Source organism: Sphingomonas sp. 28-62-20 (genome assembly GCF_002281505.1).
In genome coordinates this window covers 23,208-36,412 of record NZ_NCGH01000014.1, presented here as the reverse complement: position 1 = coordinate 36,412, position 13,205 = coordinate 23,208, and the positions used below count along the sequence as shown (strand labels likewise).

At 62.0% G+C, this 13,205-nt stretch carries 14 protein-coding genes and 1 tRNA gene; 7 read left to right on the top strand and 8 right to left on the bottom strand.

Annotated features, from left to right (window positions below; translation table 11 throughout):
* Window positions 1–6: 6 nt before the first annotated feature.
* From B7Y43_RS13020 to B7Y43_RS13005, 4 genes are all read right to left on the bottom strand, one after another.
* Window positions 7–1,392, bottom strand: coding sequence for a short-chain fatty acyl-CoA regulator family protein (locus tag B7Y43_RS13020; RefSeq protein WP_374132088.1), 1,386 nt, complete (start codon window positions 1,390–1,392; stop codon window positions 7–9).
* 98 nt (window positions 1,393–1,490) lie between these two features.
* The gene (locus B7Y43_RS13015; protein ID WP_374132087.1) at window positions 1,491–2,123 is read right to left on the bottom strand and encodes a DUF4893 domain-containing protein; all 633 of its coding nucleotides are present in this window, start codon (window positions 2,121–2,123) and stop codon (window positions 1,491–1,493) included.
* A 71-nt stretch (window positions 2,124–2,194) separates the two neighbouring features.
* Window positions 2,195–2,980: a 3-hydroxybutyrate dehydrogenase gene (locus B7Y43_RS13010; RefSeq protein WP_374132086.1), complete on the bottom strand. Its 786-nt coding sequence runs from the start codon at window positions 2,978–2,980 to the stop codon at window positions 2,195–2,197.
* Window positions 2,981–2,995: 15 nt separating this feature from the next.
* Window positions 2,996–4,180 carry a patatin-like phospholipase family protein gene (locus B7Y43_RS13005; RefSeq protein ID WP_374132085.1) on the bottom strand — a complete coding sequence of 395 codons (1,185 nt, stop codon included), beginning with the start codon at window positions 4,178–4,180 and terminating at the stop codon, window positions 2,996–2,998.
* 136 nt (window positions 4,181–4,316) lie between these two features.
* Between B7Y43_RS13005 and B7Y43_RS13000 the strand changes: the two genes are divergently transcribed.
* On the top strand, window positions 4,317–5,255 hold the full coding sequence (locus B7Y43_RS13000) for a neutral zinc metallopeptidase (RefSeq protein WP_374132084.1): 939 nt from the start codon (window positions 4,317–4,319) through the stop codon (window positions 5,253–5,255).
* Entirely contained in the window at window positions 5,252–5,893 is a 642-nt protein-coding gene (locus B7Y43_RS12995) for a GNAT family N-acetyltransferase (RefSeq protein WP_374132083.1), read from the top strand. The genes B7Y43_RS13000 and B7Y43_RS12995 overlap by 4 nt, the downstream gene beginning before the upstream one ends.
* Here the strand turns inward: B7Y43_RS12995 and B7Y43_RS12990 are convergent, their stop codons facing one another.
* Window positions 5,894–6,883 carry an NADP-dependent oxidoreductase gene (locus tag B7Y43_RS12990; RefSeq protein WP_374132082.1) on the bottom strand — a complete coding sequence of 330 codons (990 nt, stop codon included), beginning with the start codon at window positions 6,881–6,883 and terminating at the stop codon, window positions 5,894–5,896. It lies immediately after the preceding gene.
* Between the two features lie 157 nt (window positions 6,884–7,040).
* Here B7Y43_RS12990 and B7Y43_RS12985 point away from each other — a divergent pair.
* Both B7Y43_RS12985 and B7Y43_RS12980 read left to right on the top strand, forming a co-directional pair.
* Window positions 7,041–7,116: transfer RNA gene (locus B7Y43_RS12985), tRNA-Ala, on the top strand.
* Window positions 7,117–7,254: 138 nt separating this feature from the next.
* Complete coding sequence (locus B7Y43_RS12980; protein WP_374132081.1) at window positions 7,255–8,049, top strand: NUDIX hydrolase; 795 nt, start codon at window positions 7,255–7,257, stop codon at window positions 8,047–8,049.
* Between the two features lie 21 nt (window positions 8,050–8,070).
* On the opposite strand, the gene B7Y43_RS12975 is transcribed toward B7Y43_RS12980, so the two are convergent.
* The 3 genes from B7Y43_RS12975 to B7Y43_RS12965 all read right to left on the bottom strand — a co-directional run bounded on the left by B7Y43_RS12975 (window position 8,071) and on the right by B7Y43_RS12965 (window position 10,409).
* A complete protein-coding gene (locus tag B7Y43_RS12975) occupies window positions 8,071–8,622 on the bottom strand; it encodes a hypothetical protein (RefSeq protein WP_374132080.1) in 552 nt (183 codons plus the stop codon).
* A gap of 175 nt (window positions 8,623–8,797) precedes the next feature.
* Complete coding sequence (locus tag B7Y43_RS12970) at window positions 8,798–9,574, bottom strand: transglutaminase family protein (RefSeq protein ID WP_374132079.1); 777 nt, start codon at window positions 9,572–9,574, stop codon at window positions 8,798–8,800.
* Window positions 9,575–9,671: 97 nt separating this feature from the next.
* Complete coding sequence (locus B7Y43_RS12965; protein ID WP_374132078.1) at window positions 9,672–10,409, bottom strand: Bax inhibitor-1/YccA family protein; 738 nt, start codon at window positions 10,407–10,409, stop codon at window positions 9,672–9,674.
* Window positions 10,410–10,524: 115 nt separating this feature from the next.
* Here B7Y43_RS12965 and thpR point away from each other — a divergent pair, with 115 nt between their 5' ends.
* The 3 genes from thpR to B7Y43_RS12950 all read left to right on the top strand — a co-directional run bounded on the left by thpR (window position 10,525) and on the right by B7Y43_RS12950 (window position 13,183).
* Window positions 10,525–11,088, top strand: coding sequence for an RNA 2',3'-cyclic phosphodiesterase (gene thpR / locus B7Y43_RS12960; RefSeq protein WP_374132077.1), 564 nt, complete (start codon window positions 10,525–10,527; stop codon window positions 11,086–11,088).
* Window positions 11,089–11,187: 99 nt separating this feature from the next.
* The gene (locus B7Y43_RS12955) at window positions 11,188–12,747 is read left to right on the top strand and encodes an MFS transporter (RefSeq protein ID WP_374132076.1); all 1,560 of its coding nucleotides are present in this window, start codon (window positions 11,188–11,190) and stop codon (window positions 12,745–12,747) included.
* Window positions 12,748–12,820: 73 nt separating this feature from the next.
* Window positions 12,821–13,183, top strand: coding sequence for a PilZ domain-containing protein (locus B7Y43_RS12950; RefSeq protein ID WP_374132075.1), 363 nt, complete (start codon window positions 12,821–12,823; stop codon window positions 13,181–13,183).
* Window positions 13,184–13,205: the final 22 nt, after the last annotated feature.

Here is a 13,205-nt window from a genome sequence, read left to right as displayed (position 1 = left end):
TGGATATCAGTCGCCCGCAAAACTGATTGGCGAAAGGCGACGCTCCGTCTCATTGACGATCAGCGCGCGCCCCGCGGGCGGTGCCGACCGTTGCGGACAATCGACGCGCAGGCAGGCGCGGCAGCCAAGCCCGATTGGGGTCGCATCCCCGGCCAGATCGACCCCGCGCGCTACCGCTAATGCACCGGCCAGGCTGGCCTCTACCCCCAGCCCAACCGCAAACTCGGCACCCGTTGCGCCATAGCGACGCCCCTGCGGCGTCACCGTACGCGCCATCGTCAGCCAACGGCCACCATCCTGCACCTCAACGAGTTGGACGGTCAGTGACCCCGGCCGTTCAAAGGCGTGGTGCAGCCGCCACAACGGGCAACGCCCATCAGCTTCGACCAAGGCGGCACTGCTTGCACCCGAAAAGCGTTTCGACGCCTGGCCGGCGCGGTCAATCCGGATCATGAAAAAAGGCAGACCACGCGCGCCAACCCGCTGCAACGTCGTCAATCGGTGCGCCACTTGCTCGAACCCCGCCCCAAAACGGCGCTGCAATAATTCGATATCATAGCCCGTCGCCTCGCAGGCGCGCAGAAAGCGAGCATAGGGCATCATCACCGCAGCAGCGAAATAGCTGCACAAATGGCGGCGATGGAGATGTTCAGCGGCACGATCGGTAAAGCCTGCCCCCGCGATCAGGGCATCGATTTCGGCGCGCGCCTCGATTTGGGCGAGCTGAAACAGAACCGCAAAGGCGCGAGAAGCCGGGTCGAGCAGTTCAGACAGCTGCAATTGTCGAGCATGGAGATCAAGCCGACGCAGCATATCGGGCATTACTTCCACCGGGAGCACCCGCAAGGATAATTGGTGTTTGATCCGCAGCCGATCCGCGACCGCCCCGTAGAGATCGCCCGCGCCGAGCCGCATTTCGTCTGCAAGCCGTTCAGCGGCAGCGTCGAGATCGGGAAAGTGATTGCGCCAATGATCAATCTCTCGCCGCACCTGCGCGACCGGATCGAGCCCCTCCACCAGCGCACCGCCGCCAGCACCAATCCGATCGAAAGCGCGCGCAAAGGCCTCCGCACCGCCGGGTGCGCCGGCCAGCCATTCTTCCACCTCGTTGCGATCAATATCGAGATCGGCAAACATCGGATCGGCAAGCCGACGGCGAATGCCCGCTTCGCCCCCGCCCGGTTCAGCCGCGGCGAGCGCGCGCGGATCAAAATCGAAGCATTCAGCGAGTTTGACAAGCAATTGCGCGGATAATGGCCGTTGATTGCGTTCGACCAGATTAAGATAGCTTGGCGAAATCGCCAGCGTTTCGGCCATCGCTGCCTGGGTCAGCGCGGCATGGCGCCGTAAGCGACGGACAGCATGGCCAGCGAGAAGTTTGCGATCGGCCATGCCATCCCTCATCTGCCGCACACCACACCGGGTTGGATCGGGCAATGAGCTTGTAAAGGATTTACAACCTTGGGGTCAACGCGACAAGGCGATGACCATCACTGCAGCGGCACCAGTTCGATCACATCCAGGATCGATTCAAATTGTGGACGGGGAAGGACCAGACGCCAGCGCTTCTCCCCCACGCGTTCAAAATAGCCCGCAAGGTTGCGCACGTCATCGCGATCATAGTCCATCGCGCGCTTTTCATCGGCCAGGCTGAGCGTGCCGAGAAACACCGCGCGGCTTGGGCTGTCGGGATAAATAGTGCCCGACTGGCGCTGTGTACCGGTAATCTTGTAAAATTTCGACACGCCGCCATTGGTTTCGATCCGGCAACGATCATCGGGATAACGCGTAAATTCCGCCATCGCTGTGCCATTGCCCCCAAGTTTGAAGACGCGGCAGCGATAGTCGCCAGCGGGCGGCACCCCATCAAGCAACGCATGATCCGGATCGAACAGCGCCCCCTGGGCAGCAAGCTCGGCAGCGTCACTGCCCCGGATGCGATCAAGCGCTGCCATCCAGGCGTCCCGCCAATCGCGCAGGCGTTCCCGATCGGGCTGGGTGGCAACGGCGCGCCAATTGGCAGTTGCTACAGGCACGCCGGCTTCAACCCGCGCTGAATGACCACCACAGGCGGCAAGCGCGGCCATCAGTACAATAGTGCTGAGGAATTTTGCCGTCATCATCCGCGAAACGCCCTGTACCCTGCTTGATGCGCACCTAATCACGTGGCGCGGCGCTTGCCAAGCAGCGCGGATCAAGCCGCGGTCCAACCGCCATCGACCGACAGATTGGCACCGGTAATCGCCTTTGCCTCATCGCGACACAGGTAGAGCGCGAGCGCAGCGACCTGTTCTGACGTTACAAATTCCTTGGTCGGTTGCGCTTCAAGCAGCACATCGTTGATGACCTGTTCACGCGTGAGCCCGCGCGTGGCCATCGTATCGGGGATCTGCTTTTCGACCAGCGGGGTCCAGACATACCCCGGGCTGATCGCATTGACGGTGATGCCGTGCGTCGCGACTTCGAGCGCGATGGTCTTGGTGAGCCCGGCAAGGCCATGCTTGGCCATCACATAGGCCGATTTATTGGGGCTAGCGACGAGCGAATGCGCCGAGGCGGTCGAGATAATCCGCCCCCAGCCCGCTGCCTTCATATGCGGCACGGCGGCACGCATCAGATACCAGGCCGATGTCAGGTTGATCTTCAGGATAGCTTCAAACTTGTCGGCCGGAAAATCCTCGATCGGCGCGACATGCTGGATACCGGCATTGTTGACGATGATGTCGGGACCACCCAATTCGGCATGGCACCGCGCGACCATCGCGGCAATCGCGTCGGGATCGGTCATGTCGGCGGCATCATATAGCGCCTTGGCTCCACTGGTCGCGGCCAGAGCAGCGCGTTCCTTTTCAATATCGGCCGCATCGCCGAATCCATTGATCATCACGCTGGCGCCCTCGGCCGCGAACGCCTTGGCATAAGCCAGCCCGATCCCCGACGTAGAGCCTGTGACAATCGCCGTCTTACCGATCAGGAACATGGGAAATTTCTCCGCTTAGCAATCAAGTTCAGGGCCGGAACGCTTCAATCCCCGTTTCGGGCACAAATCAAACGCCGCGCTTTTGCCCGTCAGGATGTTTTCGGTGACCAGCTGGGCATTGCTCATTGCCTGATTGATCGACGCAAGACCGGCATGCCAATGTTCGTGCATCGTCCGCGCTGAAAATTCGAAATCGCGTGATCCGCCTTCCCAGGCATTGGCGGTGTAGATCAGCTGAACAAGGTTGACCGGTTGTTCCGCCGCCGCCGCCGCGAGCGCCAGCACATCAGCATCGTCCTGAAGATTGGCTGGCAGCTTGGCCAGCAACCGGCGGATCACCTCGCGTTCCTGGCGTAGCTTCATCACCTGATCGGAAACGGCGCGGGTGCGGCTGGAAAAACGAATTTCCTTTTCGCGCGCCATCACGTCCATGATCGTGCGTGGGGCCTCTGTCGCCGCCGAAAACAGATCGACCTGAAACACCAGCATGGCGTGTCGCTGATTATCGAGCACATGGCTGAGCGGGGTGTTGGACACCAAGCCGCCGTCCCACCACAGGCTGCCGTCTATTTCTACCGGTGGCAGACCCGGCGGCAAGGCGCCTGATGCCATGATGTGGCGCGCATCGAGCCGTTCAGTCGTGCTGTCAAAATAGCGAAAATTGCCGCTAATGACATCGACCGCGCCAACCGACAGCCGGACGGGCCCATCATTCACCAGATCCCAATCAATCAGCGAATCGAGCGTCGCTTTGAGCGGTGCGCTGTCATAATAGCTGAGCGCCCCAGCGCTGCCCGGCGCGGCAAAATTGGGCGGCACCAGTCGCGGCGTAAAAAAGCCTGGCACGCCCGTGGCCAGCACCATCCCCGCTGACCATTCATGAACGAATTCGCGCACCATATCATTGGGAAAGATCGGGAAGCTCGGCAAGCTGCTCGTCATCTTGTCCCAAAAGGCGCGCAGCCGTTCGACTCGGCGTTCGGGCGGATTACCAGCAACAATCGCCGCGTTGATCGCGCCGATCGAAATCCCGGCGACCCAATCAATCTCTATGCCTTCGTCCAGCATCCCTTCGATGACGCCGGCCTGATAACTGCCCAGCGCGCCGCCGCCCTGCAGCACCAGCGCTACCGTATCCGGCAGCGTCATCGTGGCGGCATGCCGCATCTGCCTGTCGATTGTTGGTTCCTGATCAGCCATGCGCAAATCCATGAGCGCCTTCGTGCCAGCAATCAACGACACTTTGGTGAAATGCAGCTGTCGCTTGCAACGACTGGCGGCTTTCCGCATTCTGAGAGCGTTATGCGCACTGCATTCATAGGATAGGGCACCGCCAATGCGGCTCGACGATTTCGATCCCAATATTGATGTCGAAGACCAGGGCAATCGCGGTGGCGGTTTTGGCGGCGGCGGCGGGGGCGGCGGGGGCGGCGGGATGCTGCTGGGGCTGCTCCCCTTTGTCTTCAGCCGTTTTGGCTGTGGCGGGGTCGCGGTACTGCTAGCGGTGGTGTTCTTCATGGGCGGTGGGCTGCCGCTGCTGTCAGGTGGCGGCAACGCCCCAGTCAGCCAGATAGGGCAAACCCCAGGCGGTAGCGGTGCAGCCACCAGCAGCACAGGCAGCGCCGCATCAGTCGCTTGCCGGGCGAATCCTGATCGATTGAACGCGTGCAATGCCTTTAGCTCAGCCAACAAGACCTGGGTGGCGTTGTTCCAACAGGCAGGTCGCCCCTATCGCGCGCCGGGCTTGCGGTTTTTCACGGGCAATGGAGAATCGGGCTGCGGTGCAGCGCAAGCGGCGATGGGGCCATTTTACTGCCCGAGCGATTCGCGCGTCTATCTCGACGCCAGCTTTTTTGACGAGCTCGCCACGCGATTTGGCGCAAAGGGCGATTTCGCACAGGATTATGTGATCGCGCATGAATTCGGCCATCATATCCAGAATTTGCTCGGCACGTCCGATCAAGTGCAGCGCGCCCAATCCCGCGCCAGCCCGACGGAGGGGAACGCCCTTTCCGTGCGGCTCGAACTCCAGGCGGATTGCTATGCGGGCGTGTGGGGGGCGGCCAATCGCGATCGGCTGGAGCCCGGCGATATCGAGGAAGGGCTGACGGCGGCGCAAGCAATCGGCGACGATACGTTGCAACGCGAAGCACAGGGCCGGGTGGTGCCCGACAGTTTCACCCATGGCAGTTCGGCCGATCGGATGAAATGGCTGAAGCGTGGGCTCGACAGCGGCGATCCTGGGCAGTGCGATACGTTGAGCGGGGCGATTTGAGCGACGCCCTTGTTGCCCCTGCCTTGATCGAAACTTTTGCGCAGGGCTGGGCGCAACTGCGTGGCCTGCCTCCGCCCGAGCGTATCGGCACCGCGCTGATGATTGAGACCGGGCAGCCGAGCGAACAGCGGCGCTATATTTTCCCCGAACCTCCAGGCGACATTTCCGCGCGCGCGGCGATCATCGATCAGCCGTTGATTCTGCTCAAGGCCGCGATCGATCCAGACGCAATGGCTGCATTGCTGGCGCCCGGCTGGCATGTCGAGCAAACCGGCACGACGATGACCACCGACTGTCTGCCTGTCACAGAGCCCGTCCTGTCGGCTGGCCTGACGCTCGACAGCGCCTGGCAAGGGCCGGTTTTTGCTGTCCACATCCGCGATTCAAACGGCAGCGAAGCCGGACGCGGGCGGATGACGCTAATCAATGGCTGGGCGCAGCATGATTCGATCGCCGTCGCTGCGCCTTATCAACGGCGCGGCTTGGGCACGGCCGTGATGATGGCGCTGGGGCGTGAAGCCCGCGCCCGTGGCGTCGATCAGGGCCTGCTCAACGCCACCGTCGCCGGCCGCGCGCTTTACCAGCAACTGGGCTGGATCGCGCGCGCACCTTGGACGACCGCGCAGATCAGGGCGTGATCAGAGCTTGACGAGCATCTTGCCGGTATTGCCACCGGTGAACAGGCCAAGAAACGCATCGGGTGTGCTGGCCAGCCCTTCATGGATGGTTTCCTGCCGGGTCAGCTTGCCGGTCTGAAGCATGCCGGCCATGTCAGCATAGAACTCACTCGCCCGCGCCATATAATCGCTGACGATAAAGCCCTGGATGCGGATGCGTGCGCCGATGATCCGCGCGGCATAGCGCAATTCAGTCGCCGCGCCGCTGTTATAGACATCGATCATCCCGCAAATCGCAAAGCGGGCGCGCTCATTCGCCACTGCCAGCGCGGCATCGAGATGCTCGCCGCCGACATTGTCGAAATAAACGTCAATGCCCTTGGGGGCGGCAGCCATCAGCTTCTTCACCAGGCTGCCGTCGGTCTTATAGTCGATGACATGATCAGCGCCGAGCGAGGAGACCAGCGCGCGTTTGTCAGCGCCACCAGCAGTGCCGATAACAGTCATGCCCTTGGCCTTGGCGATCTGAACCACCGTTGAGCCGACCGCACCGGCGGCGGCAGAAACGAACACGGTATCGCCCGCCTTGGCGCTCGCAACTTCGAGCAAGCCGAAATAGGCGGTCATGCCCGGCATGCCGAGCTGGCCGAGAAACGCCTGCGGATCGACGCCGAGATCGGGCAGTTTCTGCACCTGCGCGGCGGGCAGCACCGCCTCGTCGCGCCAGCCCGCCATGTGCAGCACCATATCGCCCACCGCCAGGCCATCAGCCTTGCTCTCAACGACTTCGCCAACCGCGCCGCCCTGCATCGGCTCCCCCAGCACGAATGGCGGGGTGTAGCTTTTCACATCGTTCATCCGGCCACGCATATAGGGATCAACCGACAGCCAGCGATTAGCGATGCGGACCATCCCCGCCTCCACTGCCGGGGTCGCGATATTGGCCATCGCGAAGTTATCGTGCGTCGGCATGCCCTGGGGGCGTGATTTCAGCGTCCATGCATGGGCCATAATGCTCTCCTGTCGGTTGTTTTTCGAAGGCCGGGTATGCGCATTACGTCGCAAAAAGCAACCGGTCTTGGCACCCACCAAGCCGCCCCGATCATGTTGCATCACCCTGACGGTATCGTTATGGCGAGCGCCTGCTGGCCGTTTGGCCAGACCGGACGGGGCCGTAGCTCAGATGGGAGAGCGCTGCAATCGCACTGCAGAGGTCAGGGGTTCGATTCCCCTCGGCTCCACCAGCCCATTTTTAATATTTACTCAATGATTTAAGCGATTTTGTGCGGCCATTCTATGTGCATGTGACCGGGCAGCAATTGGCGCGTGGTCATCCCGCAAAGGGCATAGGACATGCGGCGCTACTGCACTAGGATGCTGCCATGCTCAATGAAACCGCCGCATCCCCGTCCGACGCCCCCTCAGCCAATCCCAACGCCATTCCGGCGGCCACGTTGGTCCTGTTCAGGGAGAGCGAATCCGGGCCTCCCGAATTGCTGATCGTCGAACGGGCGCGGGCGATGGTGTTTGCCGGCGGAGCGCTGGTTTTTCCCGGCGGGCGGGTTGATCCCGAAGACTATGCCCTCGCGGCAATCTATGCCGGTGATGACGCCCATGGCGCCGCGCGGATCGCGGCGATTCGCGAAACGATCGAGGAGGCCGGGATCGCCGTTGGCCTATCGCCGCAGCCAGATATCGCCCAGCTTGCCACGATCCGCGCCGGGCTGCACGCGGGCAAGCCCTTTGGAGCGTTGCTGCACGACCACGCGCTAACGCTCGATCTGGCAGCTTTGGTACCTTTTGCGCGGTGGTTGCCGGCGCATGCGCATATGCGGATTTTCGATACGGTGTTCTTTCTGGCGGCGCTGCCCGCTAATGCGCCCGAACCGATCGTTGATGCGACCGAAAACACCCGTGTTTTCTGGATGAGTGCGCAAAATGTGATCGATGAGGCCGATGCCGGGCGCGCGACGATTATCTTTCCGACCCGGCGCAATCTGGAGCGGCTTGCCCAGTTTGGCAGCTTTGCCGAGGCCCGTGATCATGCCCGGGCGATGCCGCTGCGTACCGTGACGCCGTGGACGGAGGAGCGCGGCGACGGCACCTATCTGTGCATTCCCGACGATCTTGGCTATCCCATCACCGCCGAGGCGATGGACAGCGCCATGCGCGGCTGACCCGCCCCCTGCCCGACCCGGTCAGTTTGGCAGCGCGGCGCTATCCACCTTTTCGACCCAATGCGGGAAGAAGGACGGTTGGCGATTCGACCAGCCCGAGGCGGTTGCGGCGGCTTCGCTGATCGATTGCAGCAGCTGGCGGCGCAGTTCGGGATGGAGATGCGGCAGCGCGGCGGCGGCGCAAAAAGCGCCCGGCAGCCAGGGGCGGATCTGCGCACCGACCAAGCGTTCATAGAGGAAGCGGTAGCAGGCAAAGCTGGTCAACCGGCCCTGCCCCAAATCAAAGGCACTGACGACGACGAGCGGCCCCAGAAACTGTTCGACCGATTCGAGCCCGCTATCATCCGGGATCATTGCGCGGATATCAGGCAGGCGATCATAGAGCCGCGACTGCGCCCGGATGCTGGCTGCCTCCACCACGTCACGCGACCAGCGTTCAAGCGCATCGTCACGATCAAGCCCGACATCAAGCGAGCGCCGGACATAGCGTTGGGTCGCCGCGCTGAACCCGGCAAACTCCTTCATTTCGGCCAATGCCATGGCACCGGCGGCTGGCTTCATCCGTGCACTCATCGTTCCATCCTGCCTCGCTCGATTCACCCAATCCCAACATGCGCCAACATGGTTAACAGATTCCTTAACGACAACACCGTAATGTCACCGAAGCGCAATCATCTGCAATAAAATGACGCAATGCAACAAAATGATGTTTTATTGCTGCACTGGCTGGCGAGCGCGCCCGGCAGCCCTAAAGCGCGCGAACCAGGACATGTTGCTGGTTGATCTGGGTGCGACCGAAGACCGTCATGAACGCGATATCGGTGGCATCGCGGCCAACCGCGACCCGGGCGATATCGCGCACATCAGCCATGCCGGTTGGATCAAGCAGATGCCAGCCGTCTGCCAGCCACACTTCGCACACTGCGTGGAAATCCTGCGGTTCGACGCCTGGCGCATAGGCCGACACGCAGCGCGCCGGGATGCCACTGGCGCGGGCCAGCGCGCAGAGCAGATGGGCATAATCGCGGCAGACACCACGGCGATCGGCAAAGGTCATCATCGCCGTCGTTACGCCGCTGCTGGTGCCCGATTCATAGCGGAGATGATGGTTGACCCAATCGCGCATCGCCAGCGCCAGCTTGCCGCCTTCAAGCCCGGCAAATTCCGCCTGGACAAAGCCTTCGAAGCGATCCGATTCGCAATAGCGGCTGGGGAGCAGATAACAGATGATCGCACCGGGCAAGCCGCGCGGCGTTGCGGCGGCAAGCGCGCCGATATCGACCATTGGCCGATCGATCGCGACGGTTGCATGATATTCGACACGAAAGTTGCCGGTGCCGCGCGCCAGGCAGCGCTGGCCAATGCCGTCCTGGCCAACCACCGCGACCAAAGGCGTATCGGTCCAAACCTTCAGGTCCTGCGCCTCCAGCGTCTGATCGGGCATCGCGGCGACTTCGATCTGCAACAGCACATCGGCGGCGTCCTCGATCCAATAGTCCAGCACGGCTTCAACGGACAGGCGCATTCATATTCCCGGGTGGCTGGAGGCAGCTGGAGAAACAAAAAACAAAAGGCCCGGCGAGTTTCCCCGCCGGGCCGATCATTTTGGGATAAAGCCCGTCCTAGTTCCGGCTGCTGCCGAACAGGCGCAGGATGAACAGGAACATGTTGATGAAGTCCAGATACAGCGTCAGCGCCGACATGATGACCGTGCGGCCTTCATAGTCCGTGCCAGCAACCGCTGCATACATGCTCTTCACCTTTTGCGTGTCATAGGCGGTGAGGCCAGCGAACAGCAGCACGCCAACCATGCTGATCACCAGCGAGAGCGGGCCCGACTGGAGGAACAGGTTGACCAGGCTTGCCACAATCAGGCCAACCAGGCCCATGATCAGGAAGGTGCCGAATGCCGACAAATCCTTCTTGGTGGTGTAGCCCCACAGGCTGAGCCCAGCGAAACCAGCCGCCGTCGCGAAGAAAGCGCCCGCGATTGAGGTGCCGGTATATTGCAGGAAGATCGTCGAGAGCGACAAGCCCATCGCGATCGCAAAGCCCCAGAACATTGCCTGAAGCGTGCCCATCGACATCCGGCCCTGGCCAAAGCTCATGCCAAAGACAAAGCCGAGCGGCGCGAACATGATGACATATTTCAGCAAGCCTGGGCCAGCAAAGACCTGGAGTGCCAAGCCGCTGGCGGCGAAGCCAAGCGCAACGATACCGGTGAGCAGGATGCCCGAGGTCATGTAATTATAGACCGACAGCATATAGGACCGCAGCCCGGCGTCATACGCAGCGCCGCGGACGCCAGCGCCGCTTGCGAAAGCCGCAGCGTTCGGCCGAGGATCAGACCAATTAGCCATTTCAATCAAACTCCTTTGCCCGGCAAAAAGCCGGATGAGGAGAATATCGGCCCTGCCCCTTCTTTTTTCAAGCAAAACCCGTTGTCTGATTTGTTGCTGGTCGGCACACCGCGTCATGATGCACCGTCTTTTCATCGGCCTGCGCCCGCCGCGCGAGATTCGTGCCGCCTTGATGTCGATCATGGGCGGCATCGCTGGTGCGCGCTGGCAGAGCGACGATCAGCTCCATCTGACCCTGCGTTATATCGGCGAAGTCGACCGCCAAATGGCGGAGGAGGTCGCGCTAGCCATGGCTCGTATCGGCACCCCGCCGCTGACTGTGGCGCTGCGCGGCGTTGGTCGTTTTGAGAAACGCGGGTTAGACGGTCGGGGTCGCACTGATGCAATCTGGGCCGGTGTCGCGCCCGGCGATACCCTCCAACGGGTCCACAACAAGATCGATCATGCGCTGGTCGCCATCGGGCTGCCCGCCGAGGGGCGCACCTATCTGCCGCATATCACACTGGCGCGGCTGCCCCGCAGCCTGGGCGTGGAACAGGAAATTGATGCCTTTATCGCCGCCCATGCCGCGTTCAGCAGCGCACCCTTTGCCTTTACCCATATCACCCTGTTCGAAAGCCAGCTGACGCGCGATGGCGCGCGCTATGATGTGGTCGATCGCTGGCCAATCATCGGCTGACGGCGCGGTCGCGACCTGGCGATTGCACGAATAACGCTTCCGCTTGGCGGCCACGCTCTGCTAGCCCCGGCCCCGACGTGTATTTTTTGGGGGATTATCATGGCAGAAGCGCAACCGGGCACCGAGCACCAAGCCCCGCGTTATGCCTGGTATGTCCTGGCCATCCTGTTTGCCGTTTATGTGCTGAACTTCGTCGATCGCCAGATTATTTCGATTCTGGCCGAAGACATTAAACGCGATCTGGGCCTGCGCGACGAGGATCTGGGCTTTCTATACGGCACCGCCTTTGGCGTGTTTTATGCGCTGTTCGGCATCCCGCTTGGGCGGCTGGCGGACAATTGGCACCGGGTGAAGCTGCTGACCTTTGGTCTGACATTATGGTCAGCGATGACGGTGGTGTCTGGGTTTTCGCGCAGCGGCGGGATGTTGGCAGGGGCGCGGGTTGGCGTTGGTATTGGTGAAGCGACGGCAGCGCCATCGGCCTATTCGTTGATTTCGGATTGGTTTCCCCGGCGGCTGCGCGCCACCGCGCTGGCGGTTTATTCCGCCGGGCTTTATGTCGGCGGTGGCATTTCGCTGGGCATTGGCGGGCTGATCGTTGCCGGCTGGAACCGCGCCTATCCGGACGGCGGGCCGCTGGGGCTGGTTGGCTGGCAGGCGGCGTTCATGATTGTCGGCCTGCCCGGCCTTTTTTTGGCGATCGTCATTGCCACGCTGCGCGAACCGATCCGCGGCCAATCCGAAGGGTTGCCGCCGCCGGTGCCGCACCCTGCTCCATTCCGCGCTTTTTTTGCCGATCTGGTGACCATTGTACCGCCGCTGACCCTGATTGGCGCAGCACAAGGCGGCGTGCGGGCGTTGATCAACAATGTGATCGGGCTGGCGATCGTGGTTGGCATCGTTACCGGGCTGATCATGATTGGCGAGCCCGCCCCGCAATGGATTGCGGTGGGCATCGGTGCCTATGCCGTATTTTCCTGGGCAAGCGCACTGCGCCGCCGCGATCCCCCGACCTTTGCGCTGATCGTCGCCAACCCGGCCTTCCTCTGTGTGGTGGTCGCTTATGGCCTGAACGCTTTCCTGAGCTATTCAGTAACCTTCTGGGCACCGCCTTATGCCATCCGGGTGCTGGGTCAGACCCCCGGCACGGCGGGCTTCATCATTGGCGGCATGGGGGCAATGTCTGGTTTCCTGGGCGTTACCATCGGCGGGATCATTGCCGATCGGCTGCGTCGCCGGAACCCGGCCGGGCGATTGCTGGTCGTGATTTTTGGTGCAGCGGTGCCGTGGATGGCCATTTTGACCGCCTTCACCACCACCAATGTGACCTTGTTCTATGTCATGCTGTTTCCCGCGCAGGCGCTGGCGAGCTGCGCACTGGGGGCGGCCGCAGCGACCACCCAGGATCTGGTGCTGCCGCGCATGCGCGGCACAGCGACGGGCACCTTCCTGATCGGTACCACCCTGCTGGGGTTGGCCATGGGGCCCTATCTTGCCGGGCGAATCTCTACCCTGTCGGGCAGCTTGTCGATCGGCGTAATCTCGTTGCTCTGCACCGTGCCGATCACGGTGACGGCGGCAATCCTTGCCTATCGGCTGGTGCCCCGCGCCGAAATGAACAGAGAAGCACGTGCGCGGGACGCTGGCGAACCCATTTGAGGAAATTGCTGATCGGGCGTTAACCAGCCGCGCAACATGATGCGGCTTCCCAATTTGATTGGAGCCGTGATTCATGTTTTCCGCCGAACTCGTCATTAAATCGACCGACAATCGTCGCAGCCCCCGCAACGACGTCGACATGCCGGGGCGGATAACGACGGAAGGCAGTTGGCGATCGATCTGCCGGGTTGCCGATCTATCCAAACACGGCGCGCGCCTGTCGACCTTCTCAGAATTGCCGCGCGGCACCGTCATCTGGCTGAACCTGGCCGGGCAACCCGCGCGCAAGGCCGAAGTGGTCTGGTCGGACGAGTATAATGCTGCGTGTCAATTTTATCAGCCGCTCGACGACCATGCCGTTATCGCCCTGGTCGGGCGATACGGGTTCAAGGTGGAACCCGATCGCCCGATCGAGGATATGATCATGGTCGCCTGAACGCGGCGATCGAACGCGGCAA

Excerpts from the sequence above, each read along its gene's own strand:
- B7Y43_RS12980 (WP_374132081.1), top strand. The coding sequence starts at position 7,255 with ATGCTCAATGAAACCGCCGCATCCCCGTCCGACGCCCCCTCAGCCAAT.
- B7Y43_RS13010 (WP_374132086.1), bottom strand. The coding sequence starts at position 2,980 with ATGTTCCTGATCGGTAAGACGGCGATTGTCACAGGCTCTACGTCGGGG.
- B7Y43_RS12955 (WP_374132076.1), top strand. The coding sequence starts at position 11,188 with ATGGCAGAAGCGCAACCGGGCACCGAGCACCAAGCCCCGCGTTATGCC.
- B7Y43_RS13000 (WP_374132084.1), top strand. The coding sequence starts at position 4,317 with ATGCGGCTCGACGATTTCGATCCCAATATTGATGTCGAAGACCAGGGC.
- B7Y43_RS13015 (WP_374132087.1), bottom strand. The coding sequence starts at position 2,123 with ATGATGACGGCAAAATTCCTCAGCACTATTGTACTGATGGCCGCGCTT.
- B7Y43_RS12965 (WP_374132078.1), bottom strand. The coding sequence starts at position 10,409 with ATGGCTAATTGGTCTGATCCTCGGCCGAACGCTGCGGCTTTCGCAAGC.
- thpR (WP_374132077.1), top strand. The coding sequence starts at position 10,525 with ATGATGCACCGTCTTTTCATCGGCCTGCGCCCGCCGCGCGAGATTCGT.
- B7Y43_RS13020 (WP_374132088.1), bottom strand. The coding sequence starts at position 1,392 with ATGGCCGATCGCAAACTTCTCGCTGGCCATGCTGTCCGTCGCTTACGG.
- B7Y43_RS13005 (WP_374132085.1), bottom strand. The coding sequence starts at position 4,180 with ATGGCTGATCAGGAACCAACAATCGACAGGCAGATGCGGCATGCCGCC.
- B7Y43_RS12975 (WP_374132080.1), bottom strand. The coding sequence starts at position 8,622 with ATGAGTGCACGGATGAAGCCAGCCGCCGGTGCCATGGCATTGGCCGAA.
- B7Y43_RS12990 (WP_374132082.1), bottom strand. The coding sequence starts at position 6,883 with ATGGCCCATGCATGGACGCTGAAATCACGCCCCCAGGGCATGCCGACG.
- B7Y43_RS12950 (WP_374132075.1), top strand. The coding sequence starts at position 12,821 with ATGTTTTCCGCCGAACTCGTCATTAAATCGACCGACAATCGTCGCAGC.
- B7Y43_RS12970 (WP_374132079.1), bottom strand. The coding sequence starts at position 9,574 with ATGCGCCTGTCCGTTGAAGCCGTGCTGGACTATTGGATCGAGGACGCC.